Annotated in this window: 16 protein-coding genes; 6 read left to right on the plus strand and 10 right to left on the minus strand. The window is 68.2% G+C overall.

The genetic code is table 11. The features are described 5' to 3' along the window. Positions 1-42: 42 nt before the first annotated feature. Positions 43-1,071 carry a YlbL family protein gene (locus BTO20_RS25405; protein WP_087078805.1) on the minus strand — a complete coding sequence of 343 codons (1,029 nt, stop codon included), beginning with the start codon at positions 1,069-1,071 and terminating at the stop codon, positions 43-45. Positions 1,072-1,144: 73 nt separating this feature from the next. On the opposite strand from BTO20_RS25405, the gene BTO20_RS25410 reads away from it, so the two are divergent. The 3 genes from BTO20_RS25410 to BTO20_RS25420 are packed head-to-tail and all read left to right on the plus strand — an operon-like array spanning position 1,145 to position 4,829. Beyond that, positions 1,145-2,557, plus strand: coding sequence for a zinc-dependent metalloprotease (locus BTO20_RS25410; RefSeq protein ID WP_408632127.1), 1,413 nt, complete (start codon positions 1,145-1,147; stop codon positions 2,555-2,557). A 52-nt stretch (positions 2,558-2,609) separates the two neighbouring features. Further along, the gene (locus BTO20_RS25415; RefSeq protein WP_087078807.1) at positions 2,610-3,452 is read left to right on the plus strand and encodes a cyclodehydratase; all 843 of its coding nucleotides are present in this window, start codon (positions 2,610-2,612) and stop codon (positions 3,450-3,452) included. A 42-nt stretch (positions 3,453-3,494) separates the two neighbouring features. After that, positions 3,495-4,829 (plus strand): macrolide-binding ATPase MABP-1, encoded by a 1,335-nt coding sequence (locus BTO20_RS25420; protein WP_198344062.1) that lies wholly within the window; start codon positions 3,495-3,497, stop codon positions 4,827-4,829. Positions 4,830-4,913: 84 nt separating this feature from the next. Here the strand turns inward: BTO20_RS25420 and BTO20_RS25425 are convergent, their stop codons facing one another. The 6 genes from BTO20_RS25425 to BTO20_RS25450 form a co-directional block, all read right to left on the minus strand. Beyond that, on the minus strand, positions 4,914-5,231 hold the full coding sequence (locus tag BTO20_RS25425; protein WP_083166667.1) for a WhiB family transcriptional regulator: 318 nt from the start codon (positions 5,229-5,231) through the stop codon (positions 4,914-4,916). A gap of 146 nt (positions 5,232-5,377) precedes the next feature. Further along, positions 5,378-5,683 carry a hypothetical protein gene (locus BTO20_RS25430; RefSeq protein WP_157680323.1) on the minus strand — a complete coding sequence of 102 codons (306 nt, stop codon included), beginning with the start codon at positions 5,681-5,683 and terminating at the stop codon, positions 5,378-5,380. A 107-nt stretch (positions 5,684-5,790) separates the two neighbouring features. Then, entirely contained in the window at positions 5,791-7,905 is a 2,115-nt protein-coding gene (locus BTO20_RS25435) for an ATP-dependent DNA helicase UvrD2 (protein ID WP_198344063.1), read from the minus strand. An 87-nt stretch (positions 7,906-7,992) separates the two neighbouring features. Then, complete coding sequence (locus BTO20_RS25440) at positions 7,993-8,856, minus strand: MaoC/PaaZ C-terminal domain-containing protein (protein ID WP_087078810.1); 864 nt, start codon at positions 8,854-8,856, stop codon at positions 7,993-7,995. Position 8,857: 1 nt separating this feature from the next. Next, positions 8,858-9,904 (minus strand): acyl-CoA dehydrogenase family protein, encoded by a 1,047-nt coding sequence (locus BTO20_RS25445; protein ID WP_087082650.1) that lies wholly within the window; start codon positions 9,902-9,904, stop codon positions 8,858-8,860. Between the two features lie 23 nt (positions 9,905-9,927). Beyond that, on the minus strand, positions 9,928-11,091 hold the full coding sequence (locus BTO20_RS25450; protein ID WP_087078811.1) for an acyl-CoA dehydrogenase family protein: 1,164 nt from the start codon (positions 11,089-11,091) through the stop codon (positions 9,928-9,930). 106 nt (positions 11,092-11,197) lie between these two features. Between BTO20_RS25450 and mrx1 the strand changes: the two genes are divergently transcribed. After that, positions 11,198-11,446 carry a mycoredoxin Mrx1 gene (mrx1, locus tag BTO20_RS25455; protein WP_087078812.1) on the plus strand — a complete coding sequence of 83 codons (249 nt, stop codon included), beginning with the start codon at positions 11,198-11,200 and terminating at the stop codon, positions 11,444-11,446. Here the strand turns inward: mrx1 and BTO20_RS25460 are convergent. From BTO20_RS25460 to BTO20_RS25470, 3 genes are all read right to left on the minus strand, one after another. Continuing rightward, positions 11,443-12,432 (minus strand): IS481 family transposase, encoded by a 990-nt coding sequence (locus tag BTO20_RS25460; protein ID WP_087078813.1) that lies wholly within the window; start codon positions 12,430-12,432, stop codon positions 11,443-11,445. The genes mrx1 and BTO20_RS25460 overlap by 4 nt on opposite strands. A 212-nt stretch (positions 12,433-12,644) precedes the next feature. Continuing rightward, positions 12,645-13,571 carry an NAD(+) diphosphatase gene (nudC, locus tag BTO20_RS25465; RefSeq protein ID WP_087078814.1) on the minus strand — a complete coding sequence of 309 codons (927 nt, stop codon included), beginning with the start codon at positions 13,569-13,571 and terminating at the stop codon, positions 12,645-12,647. A 61-nt stretch (positions 13,572-13,632) separates the two neighbouring features. Next, positions 13,633-14,727 carry a potassium channel family protein gene (locus tag BTO20_RS25470; RefSeq protein WP_087078815.1) on the minus strand — a complete coding sequence of 365 codons (1,095 nt, stop codon included), beginning with the start codon at positions 14,725-14,727 and terminating at the stop codon, positions 13,633-13,635. A 53-nt stretch (positions 14,728-14,780) separates the two neighbouring features. Between BTO20_RS25470 and BTO20_RS25475 the strand changes: the two genes are divergently transcribed. Next, positions 14,781-15,170: a DoxX family protein gene (locus tag BTO20_RS25475; protein WP_087082652.1), complete on the plus strand. Its 390-nt coding sequence runs from the start codon at positions 14,781-14,783 to the stop codon at positions 15,168-15,170. Between the two features lie 73 nt (positions 15,171-15,243). Then, the gene (locus tag BTO20_RS25480) at positions 15,244-15,957 is read left to right on the plus strand and encodes a VIT1/CCC1 transporter family protein (protein ID WP_087078816.1); all 714 of its coding nucleotides are present in this window, start codon (positions 15,244-15,246) and stop codon (positions 15,955-15,957) included. Positions 15,958-15,964: the final 7 nt, after the last annotated feature.

Raw genomic sequence — 15,964 nt, forward strand, 5'->3', positions numbered from 1 at the left:
CGGATTTCCCCCAACTCTAGCCAGTCGCCCCCGGCGGGCGGTTCAGCAGCGCGGAGGTTCGCCACCGGCAGAAAGCGCATGCAGCGCGTCGACGGCCCCGGTGAGCGTGTCGACTTTCACCAGTTCCATACCGTCCTGCGGTGCCGAACGGGCCTCGGCACAGTTCTCGGCGGGTACCAGGAACACCGTCGCGCCGGCTTCGTGCGCCGCAAGCATCTTGTGGGTGATGCCCCCGATCGAACCCACCTTGCCGTCGCCGGTGATGGTCCCGGTGCCTGCGATGAACTTGCCGTCGTTGAGGTCCCCGGTCGTCAACTTGTCCACCACGGCAAGGCTGAACATCAGGCCCGCCGACGGGCCGCCGATGTTCGCCAGGTTGAAGCTGATGTCGAACGGCGCCCACGGCGCGTCGAGCACTCCCACCCCCAGGAAGCCGTAATCCCGGTCGGGGTTATGGCCCAGGGTGATGGTGGCGGTGCCCGCCGGAGAGTTCTTGCGGCGGTAGTCCAGGACGATGGTGTCCCCCGGCTTGGTCGCCTTGAGCAGCGCCTGGAACTCGTCGAGCTTGGCCACCGGCTTGCCGTTGACGGCGTCGATCGCGTCGCCGGGCTTCAGCTTGCCCGCCGAGGGACCGGGATCGGTCACGGTCTGCACCGTCACCGCCATCGGGTACTTCAGGAACGACAGCGCGGCGTACTCCGCGTTGTCCTCGGACCGCTTGAAGTCGCTGGTGTTGGCCTGGTCGATCTCGTCCTTGGACTTGTCCGGCGGGTACACCAGGTCCCGCGGCACCAGCTGCTCACGGCCCGACATCCACAGTGTCAGGGCCTGCCCCAGGGTCAGCCCGTCGCGCTGCGACACCGTCGTCATGTTGAGGTGCCCGGATGTCGGATGCACCTTCGCATCAGGACCCTCGATGTCGACGACCTGTTTGCCCTGCACCTCACCGAGCGTGTTGAAGGTCGGACCCGGACCCAGAGACACGTAGGGCACCGTCACCACGGATAGCAGCACACCGAACACCAGAATCGGCACCAGAGCCACCAGCAGCGTCAAAATCCGCCTGTTCACGCCGCCAACAGTAAAGCCTGCCACACGAGGTTCACTGACAGCGTGACCCACAGCGTCACGAAGAGACCCTGTGGTGAGTACCGTTGGGGCTATGGCTGACCTGCCCTTCGGCTTCTCCGCCGGGGATGACCCCGAGCGTGACAAGCGCAAGAAAGACCCAGATTCCGGCTCCGGCTCCGGGCCCGGCGCCGATCCATTCGGGCTCGGCGCTGGCGGCGCCGGTTTCGACATGGGCGACTTGGGCCAGATCTTCACCAAGCTCGGCGAAATGTTCAGCGGGGCAGGCACTGCGATGGCCGGCGGCGGCCAGTCCGGCCCGGTCAACTACGACCTCGCGCGGCAGCTGGCGTCCAACTCGATCGGCTTCGTCGCCCCGGTTCCCGACCAGACCAAGGGCGCCGTCACCGACGCGGTCCGGCTCGCCGAGACCTGGCTCGACGGGGTCACGCCGCTACCCGCCGGAACCACCCGGACGGTGGCGTGGACGCCGAGCGATTGGCTGGACAACACCCTGGAGACCTGGAAGCGGCTGTGCAACCCGGTCGCCGAGCAGATCTCGACGGTGTGGGCCTCGGCGTTGCCCGAGGAAGCCCAGAGCATGGCGGGCCCGCTGCTGGCGATGATGTCGCAGATGGGCGGCATGGCCTTCGGTTCCCAGCTCGGCCAGGCCCTGGGCCAGCTGTCCCGGGAGGTGCTCACCTCGACCGACATCGGATTGCCGCTGGGCCCCAAAGGGGTTGCGGCCCTGATGCCCGAGGCCATCGAATCGCTCTCCGAGGGCCTGGAGCGGCCCCGCAGCGAGATCCTGACGTTCCTGGCTGCCCGCGAAGCCGCGCACCATCGGCTGTTCAGCCACGTGCCGTGGCTGTCCAGCCAGCTGCTGGGCGCGGTCGAGGCCTTCGCCAAAGGCATGAAGGTCGACATGTCCGGCATCGAGGACATGGCCAAGGGCTTCAACCCGGCCTCGCTGACCGACCCGTCCGAGATGGAACAGCTGCTCAGCCAGGGCATGTTCGAGCCCAAGGCCACACCCGAGCAGGAAGCCGCCCTGGAACGGCTGGAAACCCTGCTCGCGCTGATCGAGGGCTGGGTGCAGACCGTGGTCTCCGCGGCACTGGGTGATCGGATTCCCGGCACCGAGGCGTTCTCGGAGACCCTGCGCCGGCGCCGAGCCACCGGTGGCCCGGCCGAGCGGACCTTCGCCACGCTCGTCGGCCTGGAACTGCGGCCGCGCAAGATGCGCGAGGCGGCCGCCCTCTGGGAGCGGCTGACCGAGGCGGTCGGTTCCGACGCCCGCGATGGCGTGTGGCAGCACCCCGACCTGTTGCCCGACGCGTCCGATCTCGACGAGCCCGCCGGTTTCATCGATCGCATGATCGGCGGCGACACCAGCGGGATCGACAGCGCCTTCGAGCAGGCCATCGCCGATCTGCAAAAGGAACAGAAGGAGCAGGGCGGCGACACCGAGCGGCCCGACGAGTCTTGAGGCCTGTGGATAACTGACGGGGCGGTGCCGCGCGTCGTGGCAGAGTCATGCCATGACGACGCGGTACGTGTTGGCACCCGGCCGCCCCGTGCTGCTGAGGCCCGACGGAGCCGTTCAGGTGGGCTGGGATCCCCGCCGAGCGGTCCTCGTCCGCCCACCGGGATCGATCACCCAGGCGCAGCTCGCCGACCTGCTGCACACCCTGCAGGGCGGCGCGTCCCGAGACGAACTCACTACGGCGGCAAAAGAATTCGATGCCGCCGAGGCCGTCGACGAGCTGATCGCCGCGCTCACCGACGCGGGCGTCGTCACCGTCGCGACGCCCTATCCGTCGCGGACCCCGTCGGTGCGCATCCACGGACGCGGACCGCTCTCGGAACTGCTCACCAGCGCGTTGCGCTGCTCGGGGGCGCTGGTGCGGCACACCAGCCGCCCGCATGCGTCGGCGGTACCCGATCCCACCGACCTCGTCGTGCTCGCCGACTACCAGGTCACCGAACCGCGGGTGTTGCGCGAGCTGCACGAAGCCGCGGTGGCGCATCTGCCGGTACGGCTGCGCGACGGCGCCGGACTGGTCGGCCCGCTCGTCATCCCCGGCCTGACCAGCTGTCTGCAGTGCGCCGACCTGCACCGCAGCGACCGGGACGCAGCCTGGCCCGCGCTGGCCGCGCAGTTGCGCGGTACCGTCGGCACCGCCGGGCGGGCAACCATCCTGGCCACCGCGGCGCTGGCGCTACGTCAGATCGATCTGGTGATCCAGGCCGTGCGGGAGGCCGGTGACCCGCGCCGTGCGCCGGAGCCGCCACCGACGCTGGACACCACGCTCGAACTCGACGCCGACGGCTACTCGATCAGCGCCCGGCGCTGGTCACGCCACCCCGAGTGCCCATGTTGAAAACGAATGTTGCCACTAAGTTGTGGCCCGTTCAGAACCGTCATGGATGATGGACTCGTGTCTGACATCAAACGGGGAAGCGTCGCGCGCAACGCCAAGCTCGCTGGCTTGGCGGGCGGCATGGCCGGCCGCGCGGCACTCGGCTTCGGCAAACGCCTGACCGGCAAGTCCAAGGACGAGGTCACCGCCGAGTTGATGGACAAGGCCGCACAGCAATTGTTCACCGTGCTGGGCGAGCTCAAGGGCGGCGCGATGAAGGTCGGGCAGGCGCTTTCGGTGATGGAGGCCGCCATCCCCGAGCAGTACGGCAAACCGTATCGCGAGGCGTTGACCAAACTGCAGAAGGACGCTCCCCCGCTGCCTGCGGCCAAGGTGCACCGGGTGCTCGACGGCCAGCTGGGCACCAAGTGGCGGGACCGGTTCGCCTCGTTCGACGACACCCCGGTCGCCTCGGCGAGCATCGGTCAGGTGCACAAGGGCATCTGGTCCGACGGCCGCGAGGTGGCCGTGAAGATCCAGTACCCGGGCGCCGACGAAGCACTGCGCGCCGATCTGAAGACCATCCAGCGGCTCGTGAGTGTCTTCAAACAGCTCGCCCCCGGCGCCGACATCCAGGGCATCGTCGACGAGCTGACCGAACGCACCGAGATGGAACTGGACTACCGGCTGGAAGCCGAGAACCAGCGGGCGTTCGCCAAGGCGTACCGCAACGATCCACACTTCGCGGTGCCCGCCGTGGTGGCCAGCGCCCCCAAAGTCGTTATCGCCGAATGGATGGACGGCATCCCGATGTCGGTGATCATCCGTGAGGGCACCCCCGAACAACGCGACCTCATGGGCACCCGGCTCAGTGAACTCACCTTCGACGCGCCCGCGCGGCTGGAGATGATGCACGGCGACGCGCACCCCGGCAACTTCATGCTGCTGCCCGACGGCCGCATGGGGGTCATCGACTTCGGTGCTGTCGCACCGATGCCCGGTGGTTTCCCGCCCTCGCTGGGCCGCACCATCCGGCTGGCCCGTGACCAGAACTACGATCAGCTGCTGCCCGCCATGGAGGAAGCCGGCTTCATCCAGAAGGGCCAACAGGTTTCGGTGCAGGAAGTCGACGACATGTTGCGCCAGTACGTCGAACCCATCGAGGTCGACGTGTTCCACTACACCCGTCGCTGGATTCAGCGGATGGCCGCGGGGCAGATGGACAACTCGGTCGCCCAGATCAAGATGGCCCGCCAACTCGATCTGCCGGCCAACCTCGCCATCCCGCTGCGGGTGATCGCCTCGACCATCGCCATCTGCTGTCAGCTCGATGCCCACGTGCCGGTGAAATCGATTGCCACGGCACTGGTTCCAGGATTCGCCGAAGAAGCCGCCTGAACCCGAAGGCTGGAGTGACGCCGACCCTTCAGACGTCACTCCAGCACGAATACCAGACGTGTGCGGGAAGACCCGGCCGCGGCATCACGCCGCGGCCGGATTGCTCCCGGCGTCCTTACGCGGACGGCCACGCGGCCGCTTACGGGCCACGATGCTGCCGCGGTCGAGGATTTCGCCGCCCCACACACCCCACGGCTCCTGCCGCTCCAGGGCCGCGGCCAGGCACTCGTTGCGGATCGGGCAATCCGCGCACAGCGCCTTGGCGCGCTCGAGGTCGACGGGGCTCTCGGCGAACCACAGATCGGGGTCCTCGATGTGGCACGGCACCGCCGGCAGTCGCTTCTCGCATGTCACCGGCGTGAAGCTCATCCCCGGAGCGTTCATCGCAATGGACATGTGCATATCCCCTGCTTCCTGGTCGTTGTTTCGGCGATCTATCTGTCTCTCGATGGATCTGCGACCAGATTTCTCGGGGGTACCGACAAATATGGCCACGGATCCGGTTTGACTGCGGGTCCGTGGCCATTCGGCGGTGGTGAGAGCTCTACCTAGGTGGGGCTCCAATCCACGGACACGCGGGGCGTGGCGGCGGTGCGGCGCTTGTGCTGCGGGGCAAAACCTGCGACGGGCGGCCACACGGCATTGGCGACGAGCTGATGCCGCCCGGCGGGGGCTGCAGCAACGGCGACCGCAGCAACGCCAGCAGCGGCCGCCCACCCAGCACGGGCGGCAGCGGCCACAGCGGCACGGGCAGGTACGGCTTGCCCGGCACGGGCGCTCAAGAGGTAGCCGGCACGGAAGGACGAGGGCATGCTTTCGACCGCGACACCGCTGAGTTTGATGTTGCTAATCATTTCGGGCACCCTCCTTCCGTCTCGTCGCCAGAGTTGTTGATCTTGAGATTAAAGCCTAGCAGTCAAATCGCACAACCTATTTTCTACCTGCGGTTTTGGCATGATCTTTACGATTTCTGGCGGGCTTTGACCAATGCCACCACATCGGCGCCGTACTGCTCGAGCTTGCGCGCCCCGATGCCGGGAATGGCCACCAGCGCCGCATCGTCGGTCGGCTGGGTCTCGGCGATGGCGATCAACGTGTTGTCGGTGAACACGACGTAGGCCGGCACCTTCATCTCCTTGGAGATGCGCAGCCGCCAATCTTTGAGCTCGGCCAGCAGGTCCTCGTCGAGGTTGGCCGGACAGGTTTCACAGCGTCGCAGCATGATCGCCGCGGATGTGGTGAGTGTCGCGTTGCACACGCGGCAGCGGGGGGTGGGGCCGCGTTGACGGCGGTTACGGTCCGGTGCGGCAGCCTTGGCACCCGAGAGCTGAGGCGCGATGCCGGTGAGGAAGCGCGACGGCCGTCGCCCCTGCCGCCCGCCCGGCGTCCGGGCCAGGGCCCAGCTCAGCGCCAGGTGCACGCGCGCCCGCGTCACCCCGACGTAGAGCAGCCGGCGTTCCTCTTCGACCGGCTCACTGTCAGGGCCGTGCGTCAGGGCATGCGAGATGGGCAGCGTGCCGTCCGCCAGGCCGACCAGGAACACCGCATCCCATTCCAGTCCCTTGGCCGCGTGCAGCGAGGCCAGCGTCACGCCCTGCACGACCGGTGGGTGCCGGGCGTCGGCGCGTTGGCGCAGTTCGGTGACCAGGGCCCGCAGGTCGAGGTCGGGGCGCAGCGCGACCTCCTCGTCGACCAGTTCGGCCAGCGCACCGAGCGCTTCCCAGCGCTCACGGGCCCGGGTGCCCGCGGGCGGTTCGGCCGTCAGCCCCAGCGGCTCGAGCAGCTCGCGCACCGCTGCGGCCAGATCGTCGGTCTCCGCGCCGCGTTCGGCACTGCGCTGCAGAGCCACGAGTGCCTGGCGGATCTCCTGACGGCTGAAGAAGCCTTCCCCGCCGCGCACCTGGAACGCGATGCCTGCCTCGGTCAGCGCCTCCTCGTAGACCTCGGACTGGGCGTTGATGCGGTACAGCACCGCGATTTCGGCCGGCGCCGTGCCGGATTCGATGAGCTTCTTGATGGAGCGGGCCACCGCGGCCGCCTCGGCGACCTCGTCGGGGTGTTCGGAGAACGTCGGTGCCGGGCCGGGATCGCGCTGGCCGACCAGATGCAACTTGCTGCCCGCCATGCGCCCGCGCGCCGCGGCGATCACCCGGTTGGCCAGCGACACCACCTGCGGGGTGGAGCGGTAGTCGCGTTCCAGCCGGACCACCGCGGCGTCGGGAAACCGCCGGGAGAAGTCGAGCAGGTACCGCGGGGTGGCGCCGGTGAACGAGTAGATGGTCTGGTTGGCGTCTCCGACCACGGTGAGATCGTCGCGATCGCCGAGCCAGGCGTCGAGCACGCGCTGCTGCAGGGGGGTGACGTCCTGGTACTCGTCGACGACGAAGCAGCGGTAGCGGTCGCGGAACTCCTGAGCGACGGCCGCGTCGTTCTCGATGGCCGCGGCCGTGTGCAGCAGCAGATCGTCGAAGTCCAGCAGCGTGGTGTCGTCGCGGCGGGCCTTGAGCGACTCATAGCCTGCGTAGACCGCGGCCACCTTCGCCGCGTCGAACGGGATGTCCCGACCGACCTGTGCCACCGCCGCCGGATAGGCCTCCGGCGTGATCAAAGACGCCTTGGCCCACTCGATTTCACCGGCAAGGTCGCGCACGTCGTCAGTGCTGGTCTGCATGCCCGACCGGCTGGCGGCCTGGGCCACCACGGAGAACTTGCTGTCGAGCAGTTCCCAGCCGGTGGTACCCACCAGACGGGGCCAGAAGTACTGCAGCTGCCGACGCGCCGCCGCGTGGAAGGTCACCGCCTGCACCGCGCCCGTGGGCACACCTGACTCGTTGCCCAGCGCCCGCAACCGGCCGCGCATCTCCCCCGCGGCCCGTGCGGTGAACGTCACCGCGAGCACCTGGCTGGCCGCGACATGCCCGGCCGCCACCAGATGCGCGATCCGGCGGGTGATGGTGCGGGTCTTGCCCGTGCCCGCACCGGCGAGCACGCACACCGGGCCGCGGGCGGCGAGCACGGCCTCGCGCTGCTCATCGTCGAGATCGTCCAGGGCTGCGACGGGGGCCTGCGACGACATGGGGTCCATGATGGCAGCCCCCGGTGACACCGTCGGGGATCCGGTCCCCGGCACGGGACATTTCGGCGCAGGACCAGCGCGAATCAGCTATCCATAGGTCGCCGTGGCGGTGGCGTGGGTGACACCGGAGCCCGACACCACGCTAAGGTTCACCGCGTCGTCGGCCGGTTCACCCTGCACCCGGACCCGGTCACCCAGGAACACCGGGCGCCGCAGCCGGAAATCGAACCGTGCGACGCGGTGCTGGGGATCCTGCGCACGCAACAGCTCGGCCATGTAGATCGCCAGCAGCGGACCGTGGACGACCAGCGCCGGGAAACCCTCGGTGCCGGTGGTGTACGCCTCGTCGTAGTGGATGCGATGCGCGTTGGCCGTCAGTGCGCTGAACCGGAACAGCAACGCAGGGTTGGTAGTCGGTTCTGCCGACCACGGAGTCGATTGCGCGGCAAGCGGTTCGGTCGCGCGGGTGAACGCCGTGGCAGTGCCGTCGTCACTGCGGTAGACCAGATCCTGCTCCTCGACCAGCCTCAGGTTCTCACCCTGGCGGTAGGTGCTGCGCACGGTGACGAACAACAGTTCACCGGTCCTGCCGTGCTTGACGGTGGTCCCGGCGATCTCGGAGCGACGCACGGCAGGTTCCCCGAGCACCAACGGCGAGCTGATCGTCATACGGCCCCCGGCGAACATGCGTCTGCGGTTCGGGATCGGCGGCAGGAAGTGGCCGTCGCGGGGATGCCCGTCGGCTCCGAGTTCGGCTGTTCGCGGCCATTCGGCGAAGTAGATCCACTGCCACAGCGGCGGCAGCGCGGAGCCTGCGGAGAACGTCGCGTCGAGGTCGAGCGTTGCGGCCAGGTCCGTCGCGCACTGCGGGATCAACGGATCCGACGATTCGACCGGTTCGGGAGCCCAGTCGGCGATGTGGCGCGCCAAGGTGTCTGCGGTCTCGGGCATGTCATGTCCTCGAATCTGTCGTGGTGATCAATGCCCACAACCCGCGGGTGCCCGCTGTGATGGCGTGATCGGTCAGCGCGTCGTCCCACGCCTGCACCGAGCCGTATTCCGAACGCCAGGCCAGCGCGCGGGCGGTGAACTCGTGCAGGCGGTGCTCGCGGGTGGTGCCGATGGCGCCGTGCACCTGGTGGGCGTTACGGACCACCACGGACGCGGCGTGCCCGGCACACGAACGTGCCACGGCGACAAGGAAATCCAGGCGGCCCGCACGTGAGGAGGACAAAATTGGCTCCGCACGCGAGGAGGACAAAATTGGCTCCGCGGCCCAGTCCGTGCTCATCACCTCGGCCAGCGCGCCGTCGGTGGCGGCGCGGGCCAGAGCCGCTTCGGCGGCGATATCGGCCACAAGGTGTTGCACCGCCTGGAATTTGGCCAGCGGCCTGCCGAACTGGATACGTTCGCGGGCGTGCGTCACCGTCAGTGCCAGGATGCGGTCGAGCGCGGCGCACACCTGGATGGCACGAATGAGGGCGGCGCGGCGCCGCCACTGCGCGACGAGGGTGGCGGGTACCGGCGTTCCGGTCAGCGTGCCGGTGTCGACGACGACCGTGTCACGTGGTTCGCCGGCGCCGTTGCGGCCCGCAGTCAGTCTTACAGACGTCGCATCGATGTCGGCCACTCGGAAAGCCGGGCCGTCGGGCCAGAGGACGACGATGCGCTCCGACGTCGCGGCCCACGGCACCGCCCGGGCGGTACCGGACTCGTCGAGCAACGCGGCGGTGCGCCGGGTGTCGCCCACCTCGAGCCCGGCGGCCTCCAGCAGCCAGCAGGCGAGCAGATCATGTTCTGCCACAGGCACACTCGTCGCGTGCCAGGCCGCGGCACGCAGCAGTTCGGCTGCTTCGGCCCAGCCCGCCCCGCTGCCGCCGGACGTCTCGGAGCCGGTGAGCCGCACGAGGCCGAGTTCGCCGAGCTGGGACCACAATTCGTCCAGCCCCTCGGTGGGGCCGTGATGTTCGCGGTGCGCGGCGAACACCGCCGACATCATCTCGACCAGATCAGGGTCGGCGCTCACCGCATCCCCAATCCCCGGGCGATGACACCGCGCAGCACCTCGTTGGTGCCGCCGCGCAAGGTGAATCCGGCGCGCTGCACCACGGCGTCCGCGAGCATGGTGCGGTACGGGTCGTCGTCATCGATCTCGTCGGGAATGCCGAGCACATCGGCGAAGTCGGCGATATCGCCCTCGGTCGTGGTGCCCAGCACCTTGACTACCGCGGCCGCCGTGTCGGCCGGTTCATGGCGTTGCAGCGCGCCCGCGACCGCGGTCGACATCTGGTGCAGCCCGGCGATGCGGGCGACGTAGCGACCGAGGTCGGTGTGCCGAGGCAGCGTCCGAGCGCTCATGTGTCCGGCGACGTCAGCCAAGAGCGGGAAGGTGGACAGAAACCGTTCGGGGCCACTGCGTTCGAAGCTCAGCTCGGAGGTCACCTGTTGCCAGCCTGCGCCGATGGTTCCGAACACCATGCCGTCGGGGCCGTCCGGCACGAACACCTCGTCGAGGATGACCTCGTTGAAATGGTGCTTGCCGTTCATCGAGATGATCGGCCGAATGTCGACACCGGGTGTGCGCAGATCGACGATGAACTGGCTCAGGCCGTCATGCCGGTGCGCCGGATCGAGCGGGGCGGTACGGGCCAGACAGATGAAGGCGTGCGCGAGATGAGCGCCCGACGTCCACACCTTTGCTCCGGTGATGCGCCAACCGCCGTCGACGGGTTCGGCCTTGGTCCGCACGCTGGCCAAATCCGAGCCGGAGTCCGGCTCGCTCATGCCGATCGCGAAGTAGCACTCCCCTTTGGCGATGGCAGGCAAGAACTTTCGCTTCTGCGACTCGGTGCCGTACTTCAGCAGTGACGGCACGATCTGGCGGTCGGCGATCCAGTGGGCTCCGACGGGCGCGCCTGCGGCCAACAATTCCTCGGTGACCACGAACCGTTCCTGATGGCTGCGGCCGTGCCCGCCGTATTCGACGGGAACCGTCATCCCGAGCCAGCCTCTGGCCGCCAACGCCCGGGTGAAGTCCTCGTCCCAGCCCGTCAACCAGCAGTCGGCGGACCGTCCGATCCGGCCCGCCTGCTGCTGTTCGGCGACGAACTGCCGGACCTGTAACCGCACGTCGTCGAGCCCATGCGGGTCGCCTGCCACCGGCGGCACCAACCTGGTCATGTTCAACTCCGTCCCATGCGGTTTGCAACTTACCGCTGAGCGGGAAACCGCCCCGGCGGAGACCCACGTCACTGCGGGTATGTCGCGGCGGGTCGGCTACGTTGTGTGAACTATGACTGCTACGTCCTCCGGTCTGACCATGTACACGACCAGCTGGTGCGGCTATTGCCGGCGGCTGAAGACAGCCCTGCGCGCCGAAGGCATCGGCTGGACCGAGGTCGACATCGAGGGCGACCCCGCCGCAGCAGAGTTCGTGGGTTCGGTCAACGGCGGCAACCATGTGGTGCCGACGGTGAAGTTCGCCGACGGGTCGACGCTGACCAACCCGAGCGTCAAGCAGATCAAAGCCAAGCTGGGCTAGTTGTACTGACCTGAGAGGTTAGGTACGCGGCTGGCGGGTGGTTGGCCGCCGAGTGCGGTGTGGCCGCGGTGGTGATTGTAGGTGTGCAGCCAGCGGGGATATTCGGCGCAGCGTTCGGCGTCGCTGGTGTAGAGACGCGCGTAGGCCCACTCGTCAGCCAGAGTGCGGTGGAAACGCTCCACTTTGCCGTTAGTCTGCGGTCGATACGGCCGAGTGCGGCGATGCTCGATGCCGCCCAGTGCCTCGCCGAATGCGTGTGATCGGTAGCAGGAACCGTTGTCGGTCAATACTTTTCGTACGGTGATGCCGTGCCGGGTGAACCAGGCGTTGGCTCGCAGCCAGAAAGCGGCGGCGGTGTCCTTGCGCTCATCAGAGAGCAGCTCGGAGTAGGCCAAACGCGAATGCGCGTCGATCGCGCTGTGCAGGAAGTGATAGCCGCGCACTGGATTGTGGTGCTTGGTCTGCTGCCCCGAACTCTTATCGGCTTGTTTGTTGCGTTTGCCGACTGACTTTCCCAGCATCCGCCAGCCGCCGCCGGCGGGGATCTTGCCCAGTTTCTTGACGTCAACGTGGACCATGTCGCCGCAGGCAGCCGATTCCATCCGGCGGATGACCCGTCCCGTGGGGCGGTCGAGCCAACGCAATTTGGCCAGGCCGTAACGAGTCAAGACCCGGTGCACCGTGGAAACGTTGAGTCCTAACAGGTATGCGATGCGTGCAGGTCCCCAGCGACGCAGTACGCGAACTTTGATGATCCGCCGCTCGATACGAGTGGGCGTGCGGTTGGGGCTGTGGCGTGGGCGTGAGCTGCGGTCGACCATGCCGGCCTCACCCTGCTCGCGGTAGCGGCCTGCCCAGCGTGCCGCTGTGGTAACCGCGACCTGGAATCGCTCGGCCGCGCGGCGCAGCGACCAGCCGTCATCGACGACACAACGGGCCAAGCGCAGACGACCAGTTTCTGACAGCGGGGCATTACGGTGTGACACGAAGACCTCCGAGAGGGTTGGTGCGTTCCTAGACAGCTCGCACTTCACTCGGAGGTCTTCTTCATGTCACCACGCCACGCCGTACCTAACGTCCGTGGTCAGTACAGCTAGTCACCACTCCCCGCGAGCTGTCACCACTCCACGCGAGCAGACAGTGCGGTCCGCGACACGCCGGTTTTCCGGTACCGCGATGTCTGTTCGCGGTGAGAAGGTCAGTCGAGCGCGGCCCAGGATTCGATGATCTCGCGCGCGATGGAGATCGAACCCGGCAGCAGCAGCCGCGACGACGATTCGACCGAACTCCAGTCGCCGTGCTCGAGCGCGTGCCGGATCTCGGCCCGGGTGAACCAAGCGGCCTCGGCGATCTCGCCGTCGTTGAACGCGAACGGCTGCTCGGGATCGCCGATCGCGTGGAAGCCGACCATCAGCGACCGCGGGAACGGCCAGGGTTGGCTGCCCAGGTACTGCACGTTGGTGACGGTCAGCCCGACCTCCTCGGCGATCTCGCGCACCACGCAACTCTCGAAGGACTCCCCCGCTTCGACGAACCCGGCGAGGATCGAGAACAACCGCTCGGGCCACACCGCCTGCCGGGCCAGCACGGCCCGGTCGTGGCCGTCGTGCACCAGGCAGATCACCGCCGGGTCGATGCGGGGGTACTCCTCGTGACCGTTGGCCGCGTTGACCCGAGCCCAGCCCGCCTTGACCGATTTGGTCGCCGCCCCGTCGATCGCGCTGAACCTCGCCTGGTCATGCCAGTTCAGCAGCGCCGTCGCGGTGGCCACCAGTTGCGCGCTGGTGTCGTCGAACACCGAACCGGCCCGGCGCAGGTCCAGCACCTCGGTTTCGGCATCGGGATCCTCGGGTCCCTCGAGCGCGCCCCGCACCGCCCACACATGCCTGCCGTCATAGAGGCGCCCCAGGAACACGGCGTTGTCCGGGGGTCTGTCCCCGATCGCCGAGGCCTTGCCGAGCACCACCTTGCCCTGGGAGATCAGCACCTGGTTGCGGCGGTCGACCCGCAGCAGCAGGGCGTCGGCCCAGCCGGCGATCGCGGCGTCGATGTCGGTGCGCACCATGTCGGCACGGTCGGCACCGACCCGGGACAGCAGAGGGATGTTGCGTAGTTCGAAGTTCATCAACTTCCCCCGCCGCGGCGCCCGCCCCGCTGATTGTTCCGCGTCGCTTCGCTCGCGTTGGTCATCGCTCGGCGTCCGCGCTGCGGATGTACAGCAGCCGGTCGCCGGACTCCAACGCGTCCACCTCGGGGTCGTCGACGCGCACGAGGCGGCCGCCGCGCACCACGCCGAGCACGATGTCGTGCAGGTGCCGCGGCGAGCCGCCCTCCTCCTTGGGTTCGACTTCCCGCTCGGCGATCGCGAAGCCCGCGTCAGGCGTCAGCAGATCTTCGACCATCTCCACCACGCTGGGGGTCTGCGTGGCGATACCCAACAGCCGGCCCGCGGTCTCCGCGGACACCACCGTCGAGTCCGCGCCGGATTGGCGCAGCAGATGCTGGTTCTCGGCTTCCCGCGCGGCCGCGATGATCTTGGCGTTGGGGGCCAGCTCGCGCGCCGTCAGGGTCACCAGCACCGCGCTGGCGTCGTTGTCGGTCGCAACGACAATCGATTTGGCGTGATGCGCGCTGGCCAGCCGCAGAATGTCGGACTTGGTGGCGTCGCCATGGACGGTCACCAGCCCGGCGCTCTTCGCGCGTTCCAACGCGGTGGCGTTCTCGTCGACGACGACGATGTCGGCCGGGGCAACCTCGTCACCCACCATGGCCGCCACGGCCGTGCGGCCCTTGGTGCCGTATCCGATCACGACGGTGTGGTTACGCACTCTGCTCCTCCATCGCTGAATCTTCAGCGCCTGCCGGGACTGCGTGGTCAGGGTTTCCACGGTGGTACCGATGAGAACGATCAGGAACGCCACCCGCAGCGGCGTGATGACCAGGACGTTGACCAGCCGCGCCGAATCCGTATAAGGCGTGATGTCGCCGTAGCCCGTCGTCGACAGCGACACCGTCGCGTAGTACAGGCAATCCAGGAAGGACAGCGGATGGTTCGGATCCGGAAGGCTGTCCACGTCACGGTAGCCGTACCGATCGGCGTAGACGATGAGTACCGCCGCCATCAGGGCGGCCAACGCGTACACCACGCGCATGGCGATCTTGCGGCCCGGGCTGACGAACGGCTCCGGGATCCGCAGCACGTCGACGAGCGCGGCATCCGGCCGCGAGGTCAGGTTCTCGTCAATGGCGGCGAGCCTGCGCCGCAGTCTGCCTTTAGCCACGAGTACCGGTCATGCGGGGATCGATCGGAGCGGACGCACGCCACAATGAAACCATGACCACGGCCACACCTCAGCGAACCGCCGCCGCCCGCACCGCCCGGCGACTCGCCGTCATGCTGCTCGGCATGGGCACATTGCATTTCGTCGCCCCCAAACCGTTCGACACGATCATCCCCGCGGAGCTGCCCGGCACGCCCCGCTTCTACACCTATGCCTCAGGTGTCGGCGAGTTGGCGACCGGCGCGATGCTCGCCGCCCCGCGCACCCGGCGGCTGGGCGCGCTCGCGGCCGTGGCGCTGTTCGTCGCGGTGTTCCCCGGCAACCTCAACATGGTGCGACTGTGGTGGGACAAGCCGTGGCCCATGCGGATCGTCGCGATAGCCCGCCTGCCGCTACAGGTCCCGATGGTCACCACGGCGCTGAAGGTGTACCGCAACTCCTAGTCACGCCGCCGAACGAGTTTGGCAAGGCTATCGTTGCTGGCAGCACACAGTTTCGGCGTATATCGTCGCAGCCGTGTCGAGTCCCACCCACCCGGCCGAACCTCACGTGGGGTCCCTCTCGTCGAAGCTGAACTGGCTGCGCGCCGGTGTGCTGGGCGCCAATGACGGAATCGTCTCCACCGCAGGCATCGTCGTCGGTGTGGCCGCCGCCACCGTGGAACGCGGGCCGATCCTGACCGCAGGCATCGCGGGCCTTGCCGCGGGCGCGGTGTCGATGGCGCTGGGCGAATACGTCTCGGTGAGCACGCAACGCGACACCGAACAGGCGCTGCTCACCAAGGAACGCCGCGAGCTACGGGCAGACCCCGCAGCCGAATTGGACGAACTCGCCAGCCTCTACGAGGCCAAAGGACTGTCGGCGGCGACGGCACGGACCGTGGCCGAGGAGCTGACAGACCACGACGCCTTCGCCGCGCACGCCGAAGTCGAGTTGGGCATCGACCCCGACGAACTCACCAATCCCTGGGAAGCGGCGCTGTCCTCAGCGCTGTCGTTCACCGTCGGCGCGCTGCTGCCGTTGCTCGCGATCCTGCTGCCCCCGACGACGTGGCGCATCCCCGTCACCGTGGTCGCTGTGCTGCTGGCCTTGATGCTCACCGGCGTCGTGTCGGCGGGCCTGGGCGGCGCACCCAAAGGCCGTGCGGTGTTGCGCAACGTGATCGGTGGCGGCCTGGCGTTGGCGATCACCTATGCGATCGGCCATCTGGTCGGCGCCGCGATCACCTGAGCCCGAT

This window comes from Mycobacterium dioxanotrophicus (assembly GCF_002157835.1).
Lineage (GTDB): Bacteria > Actinomycetota > Actinomycetes > Mycobacteriales > Mycobacteriaceae > Mycobacterium > Mycobacterium dioxanotrophicus.

Excerpts from the sequence above, each read along its gene's own strand:
- mrx1 (WP_087078812.1), top strand. The coding sequence starts at position 11,198 with ATGACTGCTACGTCCTCCGGTCTGACCATGTACACGACCAGCTGGTGC.
- BTO20_RS25435 (WP_198344063.1), bottom strand. The coding sequence starts at position 7,905 with ATGTCGTCGCAGGCCCCCGTCGCAGCCCTGGACGATCTCGACGATGAG.
- BTO20_RS25420 (WP_198344062.1), top strand. The coding sequence starts at position 3,495 with ATGGATGATGGACTCGTGTCTGACATCAAACGGGGAAGCGTCGCGCGC.
- BTO20_RS25415 (WP_087078807.1), top strand. The coding sequence starts at position 2,610 with ATGACGACGCGGTACGTGTTGGCACCCGGCCGCCCCGTGCTGCTGAGG.
- BTO20_RS25475 (WP_087082652.1), top strand. The coding sequence starts at position 14,781 with ATGACCACGGCCACACCTCAGCGAACCGCCGCCGCCCGCACCGCCCGG.
- BTO20_RS25445 (WP_087082650.1), bottom strand. The coding sequence starts at position 9,904 with ATGATGTCGGCGGTGTTCGCCGCGCACCGCGAACATCACGGCCCCACC.
- BTO20_RS25430 (WP_157680323.1), bottom strand. The coding sequence starts at position 5,683 with ATGATTAGCAACATCAAACTCAGCGGTGTCGCGGTCGAAAGCATGCCC.
- BTO20_RS25440 (WP_087078810.1), bottom strand. The coding sequence starts at position 8,856 with ATGCCCGAGACCGCAGACACCTTGGCGCGCCACATCGCCGACTGGGCT.
- nudC (WP_087078814.1), bottom strand. The coding sequence starts at position 13,571 with ATGAACTTCGAACTACGCAACATCCCTCTGCTGTCCCGGGTCGGTGCC.
- BTO20_RS25425 (WP_083166667.1), bottom strand. The coding sequence starts at position 5,231 with ATGCACATGTCCATTGCGATGAACGCTCCGGGGATGAGCTTCACGCCG.